Consider the following 15,170-nt stretch of genomic DNA (forward strand, 5'->3'; position numbering starts at 1 on the left):
CGCGGGATATTCAGAGCCCGTCCGATGTTTGCGACGACATGAAATGCTATTATAAGCAGCATTGAGCGTGGGGCACTGTGTCCCACCGGGTAGAATAACAGGGGTAACCCAATGATTATCGTCACTGGCGGCGCCGGCATGATCGGCAGCAATATCATTAAAGCGCTGAATGACACAGGGTATCGCGATATCCTGGTGGTAGATAACCTGAAAGACGGCACCAAATTCGCCAACCTGGTCGATCTCGACATCGCCGACTATATCGATAAAGAAGATTTCATCGCCAACATCATCGCCGGTGACGATCTGGGTGAAATCGACGCGATCTTCCATGAGGGTGCCTGCTCTTCCACCACCGAGTGGGACGGCAAGTACATGATGGACAATAACTATCAGTACTCCAAAGACCTGTTGCACTACTGCCTGGATCGCGAAATTCCGTTCCTGTATGCCTCATCCGCAGCCACCTACGGCGGCCGTGAAGAGTTTATTGAAGAGCGCCAATTTGAAGAGCCACTGAACGTCTACGGCTACTCAAAATTCCTGTTCGACCAGTATGTGCGCGAAATCCTTCCGCAGGTAGAGTCACAAATTTGCGGCTTCCGTTACTTCAACGTTTACGGCCCACGTGAAGGTCACAAAGGCGGTATGGCCAGCGTGGCGTTCCACCTGAACGGTCAGATCAACCGCGGCGAAAGCCCAAAACTGTTCGACGGCAGCCAGGACTTCAAACGTGACTTTATCTACGTCGGCGACGTGGCGGCAGTCAACCTGTGGTTCTTGAAAAGCGGCGTGTCCGGCATCTTCAACTGCGGCACCGGCCGTGCGGAAACCTTCCAGGCGGTAGCCGATGCCGTGGTCGACTTCCACCAGAAAGGTGCGGTAGAAAATATCCCGTTCCCGGAAAAGCTGAAGGGCCGCTACCAGGCGTTTACCCAGGCCGATCTGACCAAGCTGCGCGCCGCCGGCTATGACGCACCGTTTAAAACGGTCGCCGAGGGCGTGAAAGAGTACATGGCCTGGTTGAACCGCACCGCTTAAGCAGAAGGGATTTAACGTAGGGTATGAAAATACTGGTTATCGGCCCTTCTTGGGTTGGCGATATGATGATGTCGCAAAGTCTCTACCGCACCCTGAAGGCCGAGCACCCGACGGCAGAAATTGATGTGATGGCGCCGGCCTGGTGCCGTCCATTACTGGCGCGAATGCCGGAAGTCAATCAGGCACTGTCTATGCCCTTGGGCCACGGTGCGCTGGCGCTCGGTGAACGTCGGCGGCTGGGGCATGCCCTGCGAACCAACGGTTACGATCGCGCCTATGTGCTGCCGAACTCATTCAAATCCGCGCTGGTGCCCTTCTTTGCCAAGGTGCCGCAACGTACCGGCTGGCGAGGTGAAATGCGCTATGGCCTGTTGAATGATATTCGCCTGCTGGACAAAACCGCCTTTCCACTGATGGTGCAACGTTACGTAGCCCTTGCCTACGACAAGCAACGCATTCAGCGCGCCGAAGACCTGCCACAGCCTCTGTTATGGCCGCAACTGCAGGTCAGCGACGAAGAAATTGCCGAAACCACCGCCGCCTTCAATCTGACCGATCATCGGCCGATTATCGGCTTTTGCCCAGGCGCAGAATTTGGCCCGGCCAAACGGTGGCCGCACTACCACTACGCCACGCTGGCCCAAAAGCTGATTGACCAGGGTTATCAAATCGCCCTGTTTGGTTCCGCCAAAGATAATGAAGCGGGCGAGCAGATCCGGGCCGCACTGGATGATGATTCCCGCAGCTTCTGCATGAATCTCGCCGGGGAAACCCAGCTTGAGCAAGCGGTGATCCTGCTGGCTTCCTGTTCGGCCGTGGTCAGTAACGATTCCGGCCTGATGCACGTCGCTGCGGCATTGAACAAGCCGCTGATCGCCTTGTACGGCCCAAGCAGCCCGGATTTCACGCCGCCGCTGTCCAACAAAGCCAAAGTGATCCGCTTAATAAGCGGTTACCATAAGATACGCAAAGGTGATGCCGATCAGGGATACCATCAGAGCCTGATCGATATTCAGCCCCAGCAGGTGTTGGACGCGCTGACGCCGTTACTTGCCGCCAGCGAGGAATAAGCATGCAGGTGTTGATTGTTAAAACTTCCTCCATGGGAGATGTGCTCCATACGCTGCCGGCGTTGACCGACGCGATGCGGGCAATCCCCGGCATCCGCTTTGATTGGGTGGTAGAGGAAGGTTTCAGCCAAATTCCCACCTGGCATCCGGCAGTGGACCGCGTGATCCCGGTGGCGATCCGCCGCTGGCGCAAAAACTGGTTTGGTAGCGAAACCCGCCAACAGCGTTGCGACTTTAAACGTGTGGTGCAGGAACGCGACTATGACGTAGTGATCGATGCGCAGGGGCTAATCAAAAGCGCCGCGCTGATCACCCGCATCGCCAAAGGCAGCAAGCATGGCCAGGACAGCAAAAGCGCCCGCGAACCTTTCGCCAGCTGGTTTTATAACCATCGCCATGATATCGACAAACAACAGCATGCCGTAGAACGCACACGTGAGCTATTCGCCAAAAGCCTGGGCTATGACAAGCCGGACAGCTACGGTGATTATGCCGTTGCGGCCCGCTTTCTCAGCCATCTTCCGGCCGATGCCGGGCAGTATCTGGTGTTTTTGCACGCCACGACCCGCGACGAGAAACACTGGCCGGAAGAGCACTGGCGCGACCTGATTGCGTTGACTGCAGCGAGCGGAATGAAGATTAAACTGCCGTGGGGCGCGGAGCACGAACGTCAGCGCGCATTGCGTTTGGCGGAAGGCTTCCCACAGGTTGAGGTTTTACCCAAACTCAGCCTGCAACAGGTGGCCGAAGTACTGGCGGGCGCAAAAGCCGTGGTCTCGGTTGATACCGGCCTCAGCCACCTGACCGCCGCGCTCGACAGGCCGAATATCACGCTGTTCGGCCCTACCGATCCAGGATTGATCGGCGGTTATGGTCAGAATCAGTTTGCCTGCCGTCCCCAGACAGGTAATAAAATGGCAGATATCAGCGCAGACCATGTGATGACACTGCTACGTCCTCTTCTGAGCAATAAGGACGACGCATAACATGCCGACGCAGAAAATATTGCTCAGCATTATCATTGCTGCACACAACAGCGGAAATTACCTAAAGGACACTCTGCGTAGCCTGCTCGAGGCCTTGGGTAATTCCATCACAAAATGTGAAATCATTCTGGTGAACGATGCCTCCACAGACGATACCGCCGCTCTTCTGACAGATTTCGCACATGCCATACCGCAAGCTGGCTATTTCCACGTTGAATTCAAAAATATTGGCAAAGTACGCAACTTCGCTATCGCTAACAGTAATGGCGATTACATCACCATGCTCGATAGTGATGACCTGCTCAAAAGAGATTCTCTTCAAGAAGTTATGGCCTTTCTGGAGGCAAAGGATCCCGACCTGTTGCTAACTAAACTGCATGAAGTGCATGATCTTGCTGCGGTGGATAAAACCTGGAAAGGGTTACGACCGGAACCGTTGTCCGTCGATGAGGCTATCGTTCGTTTTTTGAATCATAAAGATTTCCAGGCGCACCTTATCGGACAGTTTATCAAGCGCCCTCTTTTACAGGCATCGCCGATACCGGCCTTTACCTGCTACGAAGATTTTTATGTCTTCCCAAGCTTGTTAACCCAATCTAAAACGATCGTTTTCTCACGAGAGAGTCATTACCTGTATATAAAGCGCAGCGCCAGTTTGTCTAACTCCCCTTCCACAGAAAAAATGCACAATCTTTTTGTTTGTACTGAAAGAATGGATGTGATCTTCGGTGATAAGTTTCACGATCTGGTTTTGTGTCACTGGCTGGATCTTCAACTAAAACAAAAGCAGTGGATCACCTCACCGGAACAGTTGGTTATTCTCGATAAAAAAATACGCGATACCCACAGGATCGGTTTCTTTCTAAACCCATCTATACGATTAAGCTACAAAAGAAAAGCCGCAGAGTCATTATGGAAAAGATAGGGAAAAAACTATACCTTACCAGCCTTACACTGGCTATGTTATCCATCGTATTCGCATTGCTCATCACTGCGAAACAACGTGAGTTTTTTTACTTTTCCTTTTATGTGGCGATGTTTGGTCTTTTCTTCGAAAGAAAAAATATTCGTTTGCCAAAAATGGATATTTCCTATGCCATCATATTGATTGGATTGGTTAAAGTTGTCTGGACATTGTTTTTGTATCGTCATGCCCCAGATTATGGGCTCGGCGCGACACAGTTAGATGCAGGAAAAAAACTGGTTGTTAGTGGCATCCTCATTTTCTATATCACGCAATTTTCACCCTATCTGCTCAGCTTAAATTATCGCCGATATCTATTGGCAACTTTCGTGCTGGCATTTTTACTTTCTACCGCTTATGGCCTTTATCAGATCTACCACGGCATTGATCGCATCGCCATGAGTACCAACCGCGCCACCATTGCAGCCTATATTTACTCCACATTATCGTTACTGCTAATTTACCTGCTAATAAAGACCAAGCATATTTCCACCGGCTATGCTCTGGCATCCGCTGCAGTGTTCATTATTTCCTTTCTGATTATTATCATGACGGGAACCCGTGCGGCGATACTTTCACACCCGGTACTGATTATGCTGATGGTGCTGTTCCATTATCGTAAAATCCACCTCAAATCTTTGCTGATCGCCCTGGTTTTGATCGGATTAGGCATAACGGCATCTTACGAAAAGTACATCAAACCCAAGATTGAACAAACCAGTACGGAAATCACACTTTACCAGCAGGGTGATGACTTCTCCTCGTTGGGATCACGCTTCTCATTATGGAGCGTCGGTTTGAATATATTCTCTCAACACCCCTATGGTAATACCGTTGAAGCACGCCATGCACAGGCGGCAGAGATCATTACTCATGATCCGAAGAACAAAACCGCGATGGTTTACATCGACTCACACCTGCATGATGAGCTGCTCGAAGCCGCCTCGTTGCAAGGGATTGTTGGCCTGTTAACCGTTCTTTTCTTCTATGCCTACACCCTCACTCTGGCTGTAAGACAAAAGAACACGCCGTTATTGATGATTGGCTGCTGCATGATTGTTTACGGTCTGTCTGACGTCCTGCTCATCAGCTCAGAATCACTACTGTTCTTTATGGTCTGCATTGGGTTGTTTGCCAAGAAAACGTTGGAACCGCACACCAAATAGGGTATCTACCGACGCTGCCTGCCAGCGTCGGTCTCTTTACTTCCCAGCCTGCTTTTCCAAGATATGCTGTATGGCGTGGGCAAAGCCACGGTAGTAGCTCTCGTCATAGAACCTGGCAATGGAGCTCTTAATCTTCGCCTGATCGGCGGTGATACGCCCGTCGATCAACGCCTGCAGAGTAGCCGCGAGTTGTGTGATATCACCGACGTCATACAAGCGGCCATTGAAATCGTTAATCACATCCGCCGGCCCTGTTGGGCAATTCGAACTGACACAGAAAACCCCATGGGCCATTGCCTCAAGCAGCGTCATTGGCAAACCTTCAAACGCGGAGGTGAGCACTAGCGCCTTCAAATTACCTATATTATCTTTCACATACGGCCAGGGTTGCGCCTGCCAGCCATGCCATATCACGCGGGCGCTAATACCTAACGCCTCAGCATATTGTTGGCACCGAACCCGATCATCACCGCTGCCTACCACGTGTAATTGCCACTCTCCTCGCAGCCCAACCAGAGAGTCCAGCAGGTCCTTCAGCCTCTTTTGTCCTTCAAAAATAACGCGTCCAATATAAATAAAATTGGCCGGCGAACTGCTGAAGGCAATAGTCTCTTCTGTTTTCCCCACGGGATTAAATATCGTATAAACATCGCCCTCTTTTACACCCAATTCTTGAACCTGACGATTAATGCCGTTGCTGATCACCAGATGAGCATCAGCCTTCAGGATATAGGTATATTTATAAAGGTCGTAAAGTGAGAAATGCAGCCAGGAAACAATCGGATATTTACCAAAGGTAAATTTTCTTGCCATATTGGCAATATAACAGGAGAGAGTATCCAGTGAGATAATCAGGTCCGGTTTGTTCCTGCGCAGGAAACACGACAGTGAGCAGGCAAAGTGCAACCGCCTTAACTTGGTATTGTGGACAGAAGAGGAAACCGTTACGACATCCATCCCCGCATACCAGTCCTCGTTCACCTCTTTTCTTTCATTGAAGAAGATGAATTTCACGTTCGTCTCGGGTTGGTTTTCAGCAATAAGCTTCACCAACCTTTTGCATACGGTTTCCATTCCACCGTAACCACCGAGGGAGTAGCCGGTTATGATAATGTTCATTCAGACCTTATCGATATTTACACAGGGTCATTGCGAAGCCGAAATTATACCCATATTTTCCAGCATGGCATAAACACGTGTGACGGGAATGATTGCCAACGGCGTGTCAGTGGAGCCGTCATAGTCATCTGAAAGATCGATCACCTGGTGCAGCTCTCGATTTTGATAGGGACCAGTAAACCGCGGCTTGGCCGTTACAAACAGACTGAGCGTAGGCACCTTTAGCGCGACGGCCAGATGTAATGGGCCCGTATCCCCCGTCACTAACACATCCAGAGAATCAATCACCCCAAGCAGTTGCGGTAAAGAAGTTTTCCCCACAAAGCTGGTAATTTGAGGCTGTGCTTCCGGCTCCACACCCGCCATAAACTGACTTTCCAGCAGACTATCCGCCGGAGAACCGATAACCACCACTTCAACATTCTTATGCTGGCTAATTAGCCTGGTGGCTAATTCAGAGAAATAAGCAACCGGCCAGCAACGTTCAGGGCTGGAAGCCCCCATATTGAACCCTATCCGGATATGCCCAGGCCGCCGGGGCAACTTTTCGAATTGGCAAGGGATCTCCATCTCCACATCGGTGGTATCCCCACCAATGAATTTCATCAGATCCAGTTTGCGTTGTATCAGATGCCCGGTGAAATTCAGTGAGCAGTTGTGCACCCAGGAATCTATACCTTTTGGCAGAGTCAGATAATTGTCACGGAGGATATACTGACAACCGGCAAGCGCTGCACTAATAATGTCGTAAGGCAGATGCGCATGTAAGATGACAGCCAGTTCAGGCTTTCTTTTTTTGATCTCGACTACGGCCTGGCGCATTTCTCTGAATTTATTATCCCAGAAAATCACGTCATCAAAGCAGGCGTAATCTTTAACCATGCCATAATTTATCGTGCCGGCTACCAAAGTGATATGAGCATCAGGATAACGCCGTCGCACGGCTCTCATTGCGGGGGTGTTGAACATAAAATCACCCAATGCCGTCGTAGAATACACCACGATACGCTTGAATTCATGATCGGGCCGCAGCGTCGATTTTGGTTTGATATTACCGAAAAGCAAATTGTAAACAGTCAAAAACCAATGGGCATACTTCAGTTTTTTGATTTTCATAGCGCTACTCAGAGAGACTCTTATTCTGATAATACTCGGCCAGCGTCATGCCCACCGTGCGCTGCTGCAGCCAGGCAAAAAGCTGCTCCAAATCACGATATAACACTTCGATATCCTGCTGCGTTTTAAAGGTCGGGCTACCGCCGGGCATAAACTCGGACGAGTGCAGCATAAATTCAACGTAGTCATGGCCCTGAGCCAGACAGCGCTCAGCCACCAACTTCATTTTTTCCAGATTGCCGCCGCTTGGCCGCAGCCAGTTGACCGACGGTGAGCGCCGTTTGCCACGCAGGCTATCGTAACCCTGCTTTAGCGTATTCATCAGCGCCGAATGCTTATACTGGATACTCATAGGCACTTCCAGTAGCGATGAGGAGCCCGCCCTGGCGATATTTTCCGGATCGATAAAATAGGCCTGCGATGGGAAGTGGCGATAGTCGGTGCCGCCGTTGCCCTGCGGGTTGCCCGGTGAGTATTGCCAGTTAACGCGCGGCGTCACCGAACAATCCACCTGATAACCATATTCCAGTAGCAAGGCCGCATAATATTCATTAAACGCCCAGCGCCCGGCGCGATGGCTGAGCATCTTGGTCTGGAAGCTGTCTTCCAGCAATTTGGTCATATGATCGACCTTGGCGCGAATTTGATCGACCGGGTATTCGATCAGATAGGGCTTATGGCGCCAGTCGTCGTCGGTTAATGGCGTCAGCGGTGGGCTGTTCCAGGCATGCAGGTGCATCCCCACCTCCCCGCAGCCACGGGCTATCACATCACGGGCAAACTCGACATATTCTGCATCCACCGCCATTTCATAGTTGGTGAGATACACCGGCTTAAAGCCATATTTCTCACACAGCGTCTGAAAGCGCGGCAAAAAGCGCGTGTTTTCGGTCGAAATGCGATCGTGGTTTTGCCACAAATTATCGCCTTCGGTATCAATGGTGATGAGAAACGCCGGTTTAGTCATAAATATCGAGCCTGATATCAATAGAATGCATTATGTTACGCAGGGCGTTTCGCCAGGGCAAACGACTTTGCTGCCTGGTTTGGACAACGTTGAAGGCCTTTTGTCACTCCCCCAGACTATTTTTTCACTTCACCGCAAGAAAACCGAGCAACAGTAGCCACATGCGATCGGGTCATTTAGAATCAAAGATTGGTTTCCCAGAAAGCGACTCATGATGAACGACGCGCCAGCCCTAGCTCCTGATCCCTCGATACAGCGTATTTTGATCGTTAAACTTCGCCATCATGGCGATATGTTGCTGATCACACCGGTCATCAATACCCTGCAGCAAAACTACCCGCAGGCGCAGATCGACGTACTGTTGTATAAAGAAACCCAGGAGATGCTGGCCAGCCACCCGGCGCTGTCGAATATCTTTGTTATCGATCGTCAGTGGAAAAAGCAGGGGACGAAAGCGCACCTGCGCCATGAGCTTAACCTGATCCGCCAGCTCAAAGCACAAAGTTACGATCTGGTGGTCAATCTTGCCGATCAGTGGCGCAGTGCCCTCCTCGCCAAGCTGACCGGCGCGCGTATTCGTCTGGGTTTCGATTTTCCCAAACGGCAGGGTTTCTTATGGCGCTATTGTCATACGCAGTTGGTGCCGGTGAGCGATCACGCCCGGTTGCATACGGTTGAACAGAATCTGTCGCTGTTGCAACCTCTCGGCCTGCCAGCCCTCAGCCAGCAGGTGACCATGAGCTACTCGCAGCAGGACTGGCAGGCCTGCGAACAATTGTTGCAGCAGCAAAGCATTACCGGCGATTTTATTGTGGTACAACCCACCTCCCGCTGGTTCTTCAAATGCTGGAGCGAAGAAAAAATGGCGGCCACCATCAGCGCACTGCAGGCCGATGGCCACCAGTTGGTGATCACTTCCGGGCCGGACGCAAAAGAACGTGAAATGGTGGAGCGCATTCTGGCGCTCTGTCCGCCGCAGGACGTAGTTTCATTGGCCGGCCAACTGACACTGCGACAACTGGCCGCCCTGATCGACCACGCTAAACTGTTTATCGGTGTAGATTCGGTACCCATGCACATGGCCGCTGCGCTGCAGACCCCCTGCATCGCTCTGTTTGGCCCTTCCAAGCTGGTGTTCTGGCGCCCCTGGCAGGTGATTGGCAACGTGATATGGGCCGGAGACTACGGCGACTTACCCGATCCTGACGCCATCAATACCGGCACCGATGAACGTTATCTGGACCTTATTCCTACAGACGCGGTGATTACAGCCGCGCGGAGCACGCTGGCATGAAAGCATTTCGTTTGGCGATCGTTCGCCAAAAGTACCGCCCGGACGGTGGAGCTGAGCGTTTCGTCTCACGCGCCCTTGAGGCGCTGGAACAGCAGGACCTCGATCTGAACGTTATCACCCGCGAATGGCAGGGTGACGCCAATCCAAACTGGCATATCCACCTGTGTAATCCGCTAAAATTCGGTCGCATCAGCCGTGAACGCGGCTTTGCCGAGGCAGCCAGAGCATTATGGCAGAAAGAAAACTTCGATCTGGTGCAGAGCCATGAGCGCATTCCCGGCTGTGATATTTACCGTGCCGGTGATGGCGTCCATCGCCGCTGGTTACTGCAGCGGGCGCGCCTGCTACCGGAATGGCGTCGCAAGTGGCTGTTCTCCAACCGCTACCACCGTTACGTGATGTGTGCGGAACGGGCGATGTACGCCGCGCCAGAGCTGAAAGCCGTCATCTGCAATGCAGAAATGATCAAACAGGAAATCATCGATGACTTCGGAGTACCGGCCGATAAAATCACGGTGATCTACAACGCCATTGATAATCAAAAGTTCCTGCCCGCCAATGCCGAACTGCGTCAGCAACTACGTCAGCAATACCAGATCCCGCAGCAGGCGCACTGCCTGATTTTTGTCGGTTCTGGTTTTGAGCGCAAAGGGTTGGCCGCTGCCATCCGTGCCGTTGCAGCGACCGATAGCTATCTGTTGGTGGTGGGCAAGGATAAGGCTGAAAAACGTTATCAGGCGCTGGCCCAGTCGCTGGGTTGCAGCGACCGGCTACGGTTTATGGGCGTGCAAAAACAAACGCTGCCGTTCTATCAGGCTGCCGACGCCCTATTGCTGCCCACACTGTACGATCCGTTTCCCAACGTTATCCTGGAAGCGATGTCCTGCGGACTGCCGGTCATTACCAGCACCACCTGCGGCGGCTCGGAATTTATCACCCAGGGGGAAAATGGCTTCGTGACCGATGCCCTTGATGTCCCCGCGCTGATCGCAGCGATCACCGCGCTACCGCGCCAGGCTTTGGGCTCCGCCATGGGCGAAGCAGCAAGATTGCGTATTATGTCGGCTACCCCGGCACACCTGTCGGAACAGTTGATCTCCCTTTATAACCGGCTGCTGGATTAACTATGCGTATTCTGATGATTATCGACGGCCTGCCAGGCGGAGGCGCAGAAAAAGTGGTGCTGACCCTGTGCCAGGGTATGCAGCAAATGGGCCATGACGTCAGCCTGATTTCATTGCGCGAAGTCTGTAACTACCCGATCCCCTCAGGCATTCACTATCAGGTGGTGGCGGACAGCAGCCGCTCGCCATGGCGTAAACTGACCGAACTGTCTCGCCGCGCCGCCGCGCTGGATCGGGCTATCGCCGACAATGAACGCCAACAGGGTACCTATGATTTGGTGTTCTCCAACCTGCATAAAACCGATCGCATTGTCAGCCGCAGTCAGTTGCTTTCTTCAGACCGCCTGTGGTTTTGCATTCACGGCATCCTGTCGACCTCCTATCTGGGCCATCGAAAGGGGCTTGATCGCTGGCTGAAACAGCGGAAAATCGCCTCGGTTTATCAAGGCAGAAATATCGTTGCCGTATCAAAAGCCGTGGGAGACGATTTACAGCAGAACCTGCCGATCATCCCAAATCGGCTGGCGGTAATTAACAACCCGTTTGATATTGCCGCCATCGAACAGCAGGCGGCGGAACCCTGTGAGCTGGCAGGTAAAGATTATCTGGTGCACGTCGGGCGCTTTCATCCACACAAACGGCACGATCGCCTGCTGAAAGCCTATGCGCAATCGGGCATACAGGCTCCACTGGCGCTGATTGGCACCGGCAGCGAAGCCAACGTAGGAGAAGTGAAACAGCTGGCAAGCCAGTTGGGGATAGCAGACCGCGTGTTGTTCCTCGGCTTCCAGGCCAATCCTTATCCGTTTATTCGGCACGCATCTCTGCTGGTACTTAGCTCCGACAGCGAAGGCTTTGGCAACGTGTTGGTGGAGGCGCTGCTCTGCGGCACTCCGGTAGTCAGCACTCGCTGCCCAGGTGGGCCGACGGAAATTCTGGAAAAAGCCGGAATGGATAACGCGCTGGCGAAACTTAATGAAAAGTCACTGGCGGAAAAAATGGCGGAAATTTATGCCACCCCCCCGGAGATTAATCACCAACAGCTGCTGAGCTATGGGCTAAATCCTATTTGTCAGCAGTATTTGGCACTCAAAAAATAAATAAGGCAGGGAACCCTGCCTTATATTTAATTAATTGAATGCCTGAATTTTCTGCCAGACATCGTCGATGGGCACATCAATACAGTCACCCGATTCGGTTTGCAGAATGTGATAACGTCCAGACCATGGATGCCAGGATTCTTTATCAGTATCCCCAAAGAATACCACCATGTCTTTATTCAGCGCCGCGGCCAAATGCATCTGGCCGCCGTCGCTGCACAACACTCTGTCGCATAAATCAAAACCGGCAAGTAATTCACGCACCGACGCCGTTGGGTACAGCGCCACACGCTCGTTCTGACAAAGCGCCAATAACTGCTCTGCGCGTTTCTGATCGCCAATATCATCCGGCGTTAGCGTGCCCTGCGGCGACCAGAAAATCAGCACCGCCGTGTTCTTATCGGCGAGTAAACGATTGATAATTTCGGCATAGCGCTCGATCGGCCATCGCCGTTTGGGGCTGCGACTGCTGATATGAACAGCACAAACTCGCTCGACCGGTGGTAAGCACTTTTGCAAACGCTGCGCCGCCAGCTGGCGCTCTTCTGCCGTCAGATACACCCGCACCGGAGGGATCGGTATACGCTGTTCGGTAATGGCCGAAAGGTAGCTGTAGGTATGCTCTACCTGATGCTTGCCGCTGAAATTTTCCTTACGAAAAGGATGATGAATATCAGGCGTTCCCAAGTCTGCGCCAATAATATTGTCGATCCCCGCCATTTTCGCCAAGCGCAGGCTGTACTTGCAGGGAACCGGGTTGGCCAGGATCGCCGCATCAAACTTTATTTTGCGCAGCTTAAGGAAAATCATCAGACGCTCGAAATATACCCCCAGCGTGGTTTCATTTTTCGCCTTGTGCTTTGCCTTTTTATAGACGAAAACCTTTTCGAGGTGCGGGTTATTTTTAACAACATCCTGACTGACTTTATTGATTAACAGATAAAGTTTGGCATCCGGATAGGCAATTTTCACCCCTTCGATCAGCGGAGTGGTACAAACAAGATCGCCAATATTGTCACGGCGAATAATTAAAATATTCTTCATTCCAAGCCTATCAGCGAAATCTCTCGCCTGTTGTCTGAAACTGACACCCAAGGTTACCAAATTAGCGCCTTTCCCTTCCAGTTATGGTACTATTCTGAATAACCCATATAAATGAAATTGATAGAATGTTGCTGCGTTTATATCAGGTACTACTCTACCTCATCCAACCCCTGATCTGGCTCCGCTTACTGTTGCGCAGCCGCAAAGCTCCAGCCTACCGTAAACGCTGGGCAGAACGCTATGGCTTCTGCGCCGGAAAAGTCGTGCCGGGCGGCATCATGCTGCATTCCGTCTCCGTGGGTGAAACGCTGGCCGCCATCCCGTTGGTCCGCGCACTGCGCCACCGTTACCCCTATTTACCGATTACTGTGACCACCATGACGCCGACTGGTTCAGAACGCGTGCAGTCCGCCTTCGGTAAAGACGTTCATCATGTTTATCTGCCTTACGATCTGCCTGGCTCCATGCGCCGCTTTCTGGATCAGGTGAATCCCAAGCTGGTCATCATCATGGAAACCGAGCTGTGGCCCAATCTGATTAACGCCCTGCACCAGCGACAGATCCCTCTGGTGATTGCCAACGCCCGACTTTCCGCCCGTTCTGCCGCCGGCTACAAAAAAATCGGCGGTTTTGTCCGCGATATGCTGCGCCGCATTACCCTGATCGCCGCGCAAAACCAGGAAGACGGCGAACGTTTTGTCGAACTTGGCCTAAAGCGCTCACAGCTGACGGTGACCGGCAGTCTGAAATTCGATATTTCCGTTACGCCAGAGCTGGCTGCACGCGCCATCACGTTACGCCGCCAATGGGCGCCGCGTCGTCCAGTGTGGATCGCCACCAGCACCCACGAAGGTGAAGAAAGCATTCTACTGGCCGCGCACCGCAAACTGCTGGAAAAACACCCTGACCTGCTGCTGATCCTGGTACCACGTCACCCTGAACGCTTCCCTACCGCTAAAGAGTTGGTGCAAAAAGCCGGCTTCAGCTACACCCTGCGCAGCAACGGTGAAATCCCTTCCGGCAGCACCCAGGTGGTGATCGGCGATACCATGGGCGAACTGATGCTGCTGTATGGCATTGCCGATCTGGCCTTTGTTGGCGGCAGTCTGGTGGAACGCGGTGGACATAACCCGCTGGAAGCCGCTGCACACGCCATCCCGGTACTGATGGGACCGCATACCTTCAACTTCAAGGATATCTGCGCCAAGCTGTCGCAGGCCGAAGGGTTGATCACCGTGACCGACGAGGAGTCGTTGGTCAAGGAAGTGGCTACGTTGCTCACCGACGAAGACTATCGCCGCTATTACGGCCGCCACGCGGTAGAAGTGCTGTATCAAAATCAGGGAGCGCTGCAGCGCCTGCTGCAACTGTTAGAACCGCACCTGCCACCTCGGAGCCATTAAATGAGCGCCCGCAAAAGCCTGTCGGTGGTGATTATCGCCAAGAACGAAGCCGGGCTGCTGCCGGACTGCCTGCGCTCCGTAGCCTGGGCAGACGAAATCGTCATGCTGGATTCAGGCAGCCAGGATGACAGCGTCGCCGTAGCCGAAAGTCTGGGCGCCAAAGTATTCACCCATGTCGACTGGCAGGGATTTGGCAAACAACGCCAACTGGCGCAAAGTTACGCCAGCCACGACTATATTCTGATGATCGACGCCGACGAACGCGTTACACCAGAACTGCGCCAATCAATTGAACAAACGCTGGCCGCTCCGGACGATAATCAAGTCTACAGCTGCGCGCGCCGCAATCTGTTCCTCGGGCGTTTTATGCGTCACAGCGGCTGGTATCCTGACCGAGTCAATCGGCTGTACGCCAACCAGCGCTATCGCTATAACGACAATCTGGTGCACGAGTCGCTCACGATCAACGGGGCGAAAGTGGTGCCTCTTAGCGGCGATCTACTGCACCTGACCTGCCGCGACTTTTTTGCCTTCCAGCGTAAACAGCTGCGTTATGCCGAGGAATGGGCCAATCAACGCCATCAGGCCGGTAAGCGCTGCGGCTATCTCTCGATTCTGACCCATACCCTCGGTGCCTTCTGCAAAACCTGGTTGCTGCGTGCCGGCTTCCTGGACGGCAAACAGGGGTTGCTGTTAGCGGTGGTCAACGCGCAATATACCTTCAATAAATATGCCGCACTCTGGGCATTGGGCCGCAACTATTCAGAGAAGTGAAT

General features: G+C 52.6%; 14 protein-coding genes. 10 read left to right on the forward strand and 4 right to left on the reverse strand.

Annotated features, from left to right (window positions below; all coding sequences use genetic code 11):
- Nucleotides 1-111 precede the first annotated feature (111 nt).
- The 5 genes from rfaD to BEI65_RS14265 are packed head-to-tail and all read left to right on the forward strand — an operon-like array spanning nt 112 to nt 5,227.
- Nucleotides 112-1,041 (forward strand): ADP-glyceromanno-heptose 6-epimerase, encoded by a 930-nt coding sequence (gene rfaD / locus BEI65_RS14245; RefSeq protein WP_099063895.1) that lies wholly within the window; start codon nt 112-114, stop codon nt 1,039-1,041.
- A gap of 23 nt (nt 1,042-1,064) precedes the next feature.
- Nucleotides 1,065-2,111 (forward strand): ADP-heptose--LPS heptosyltransferase RfaF, encoded by a 1,047-nt coding sequence (gene rfaF / locus BEI65_RS14250; protein WP_099063896.1) that lies wholly within the window; start codon nt 1,065-1,067, stop codon nt 2,109-2,111.
- 2 nt (nt 2,112-2,113) lie between these two features.
- The gene (gene rfaC / locus BEI65_RS14255; protein WP_099063897.1) at nt 2,114-3,097 is read left to right on the forward strand and encodes a lipopolysaccharide heptosyltransferase RfaC; all 984 of its coding nucleotides are present in this window, start codon (nt 2,114-2,116) and stop codon (nt 3,095-3,097) included.
- A gap of 1 nt (nt 3,098) precedes the next feature.
- Nucleotides 3,099-4,022 (forward strand): glycosyltransferase family 2 protein, encoded by a 924-nt coding sequence (locus BEI65_RS14260; RefSeq protein WP_099063898.1) that lies wholly within the window; start codon nt 3,099-3,101, stop codon nt 4,020-4,022.
- Complete coding sequence (locus BEI65_RS14265; RefSeq protein WP_099063899.1) at nt 4,010-5,227, forward strand: O-antigen ligase; 1,218 nt, start codon at nt 4,010-4,012, stop codon at nt 5,225-5,227. Before BEI65_RS14260 ends, BEI65_RS14265 begins: the two co-directional genes overlap by 13 nt.
- A gap of 36 nt (nt 5,228-5,263) precedes the next feature.
- On the opposite strand, the gene waaB is transcribed toward BEI65_RS14265, so the two are convergent.
- Genes waaB through BEI65_RS14280 form a run of 3 tightly spaced genes read right to left on the reverse strand, consistent with a single transcriptional unit; the run spans nt 5,264 to nt 8,429 of the window.
- Nucleotides 5,264-6,346: a lipopolysaccharide 1,6-galactosyltransferase gene (gene waaB, locus BEI65_RS14270; protein WP_099063900.1), complete on the reverse strand. Its 1,083-nt coding sequence runs from the start codon at nt 6,344-6,346 to the stop codon at nt 5,264-5,266.
- A 27-nt stretch (nt 6,347-6,373) separates the two neighbouring features.
- On the reverse strand, nt 6,374-7,462 hold the full coding sequence (locus BEI65_RS14275; protein WP_099063901.1) for a glycosyltransferase family 9 protein: 1,089 nt from the start codon (nt 7,460-7,462) through the stop codon (nt 6,374-6,376).
- Nucleotides 7,463-7,466: 4 nt separating this feature from the next.
- Nucleotides 7,467-8,429, reverse strand: coding sequence for a polysaccharide deacetylase family protein (locus BEI65_RS14280; RefSeq protein WP_099063902.1), 963 nt, complete (start codon nt 8,427-8,429; stop codon nt 7,467-7,469).
- Nucleotides 8,430-8,640: 211 nt separating this feature from the next.
- On the opposite strand from BEI65_RS14280, the gene rfaQ reads away from it, so the two are divergent.
- The 3 genes from rfaQ to BEI65_RS14295 are packed head-to-tail and all read left to right on the forward strand — an operon-like array spanning nt 8,641 to nt 11,947.
- Nucleotides 8,641-9,723: a putative lipopolysaccharide heptosyltransferase III gene (gene rfaQ, locus BEI65_RS14285; protein WP_099063903.1), complete on the forward strand. Its 1,083-nt coding sequence runs from the start codon at nt 8,641-8,643 to the stop codon at nt 9,721-9,723.
- A complete protein-coding gene (locus BEI65_RS14290) occupies nt 9,720-10,847 on the forward strand; it encodes a glycosyltransferase family 4 protein (RefSeq protein ID WP_099063904.1) in 1,128 nt (375 codons plus the stop codon). Before rfaQ ends, BEI65_RS14290 begins: the two co-directional genes overlap by 4 nt.
- A 2-nt stretch (nt 10,848-10,849) precedes the next feature.
- A complete protein-coding gene (locus BEI65_RS14295) occupies nt 10,850-11,947 on the forward strand; it encodes a glycosyltransferase (protein WP_099063905.1) in 1,098 nt (365 codons plus the stop codon).
- A gap of 30 nt (nt 11,948-11,977) precedes the next feature.
- Here the strand turns inward: BEI65_RS14295 and BEI65_RS14300 are convergent, their stop codons facing one another.
- Complete coding sequence (locus BEI65_RS14300; RefSeq protein WP_099063906.1) at nt 11,978-12,991, reverse strand: glycosyltransferase family 9 protein; 1,014 nt, start codon at nt 12,989-12,991, stop codon at nt 11,978-11,980.
- 125 nt (nt 12,992-13,116) lie between these two features.
- On the opposite strand from BEI65_RS14300, the gene waaA reads away from it, so the two are divergent.
- Together waaA and BEI65_RS14310 are read left to right on the forward strand one after the other, a co-directional pair.
- A complete protein-coding gene (gene waaA, locus BEI65_RS14305) occupies nt 13,117-14,394 on the forward strand; it encodes a lipid IV(A) 3-deoxy-D-manno-octulosonic acid transferase (protein ID WP_085120055.1) in 1,278 nt (425 codons plus the stop codon).
- Complete coding sequence (locus BEI65_RS14310) at nt 14,395-15,168, forward strand: glycosyltransferase family 2 protein (protein WP_099063907.1); 774 nt, start codon at nt 14,395-14,397, stop codon at nt 15,166-15,168.
- The last annotated feature ends 2 nt before the right edge of the window (nt 15,169-15,170 follow it).

It is taken from the genome of Serratia sp. BW106, assembly GCF_002607755.1.
Lineage (GTDB): Bacteria > Pseudomonadota > Gammaproteobacteria > Enterobacterales > Enterobacteriaceae > Serratia > Serratia proteamaculans.

What these genes read in the sequence shown, in the direction of transcription:
- BEI65_RS14260 (WP_099063898.1), top strand. Translation starts at nt 3,099, where the DNA reads ATGCCGACGCAGAAAATATTGCTCAGCATTATCATTGCTGCACACAAC.
- rfaF (WP_099063896.1), top strand. Translation starts at nt 1,065, where the DNA reads ATGAAAATACTGGTTATCGGCCCTTCTTGGGTTGGCGATATGATGATG.
- BEI65_RS14295 (WP_099063905.1), top strand. Translation starts at nt 10,850, where the DNA reads ATGCGTATTCTGATGATTATCGACGGCCTGCCAGGCGGAGGCGCAGAA.
- BEI65_RS14310 (WP_099063907.1), top strand. Translation starts at nt 14,395, where the DNA reads ATGAGCGCCCGCAAAAGCCTGTCGGTGGTGATTATCGCCAAGAACGAA.
- rfaD (WP_099063895.1), top strand. Translation starts at nt 112, where the DNA reads ATGATTATCGTCACTGGCGGCGCCGGCATGATCGGCAGCAATATCATT.
- rfaC (WP_099063897.1), top strand. Translation starts at nt 2,114, where the DNA reads ATGCAGGTGTTGATTGTTAAAACTTCCTCCATGGGAGATGTGCTCCAT.
- BEI65_RS14280 (WP_099063902.1), bottom strand. Translation starts at nt 8,429, where the DNA reads ATGACTAAACCGGCGTTTCTCATCACCATTGATACCGAAGGCGATAAT.
- BEI65_RS14265 (WP_099063899.1), top strand. Translation starts at nt 4,010, where the DNA reads ATGGAAAAGATAGGGAAAAAACTATACCTTACCAGCCTTACACTGGCT.
- rfaQ (WP_099063903.1), top strand. Translation starts at nt 8,641, where the DNA reads ATGATGAACGACGCGCCAGCCCTAGCTCCTGATCCCTCGATACAGCGT.
- BEI65_RS14275 (WP_099063901.1), bottom strand. Translation starts at nt 7,462, where the DNA reads ATGAAAATCAAAAAACTGAAGTATGCCCATTGGTTTTTGACTGTTTAC.
- waaB (WP_099063900.1), bottom strand. Translation starts at nt 6,346, where the DNA reads ATGAACATTATCATAACCGGCTACTCCCTCGGTGGTTACGGTGGAATG.
- BEI65_RS14290 (WP_099063904.1), top strand. Translation starts at nt 9,720, where the DNA reads ATGAAAGCATTTCGTTTGGCGATCGTTCGCCAAAAGTACCGCCCGGAC.
- waaA (WP_085120055.1), top strand. Translation starts at nt 13,117, where the DNA reads ATGTTGCTGCGTTTATATCAGGTACTACTCTACCTCATCCAACCCCTG.
- BEI65_RS14300 (WP_099063906.1), bottom strand. Translation starts at nt 12,991, where the DNA reads ATGAAGAATATTTTAATTATTCGCCGTGACAATATTGGCGATCTTGTT.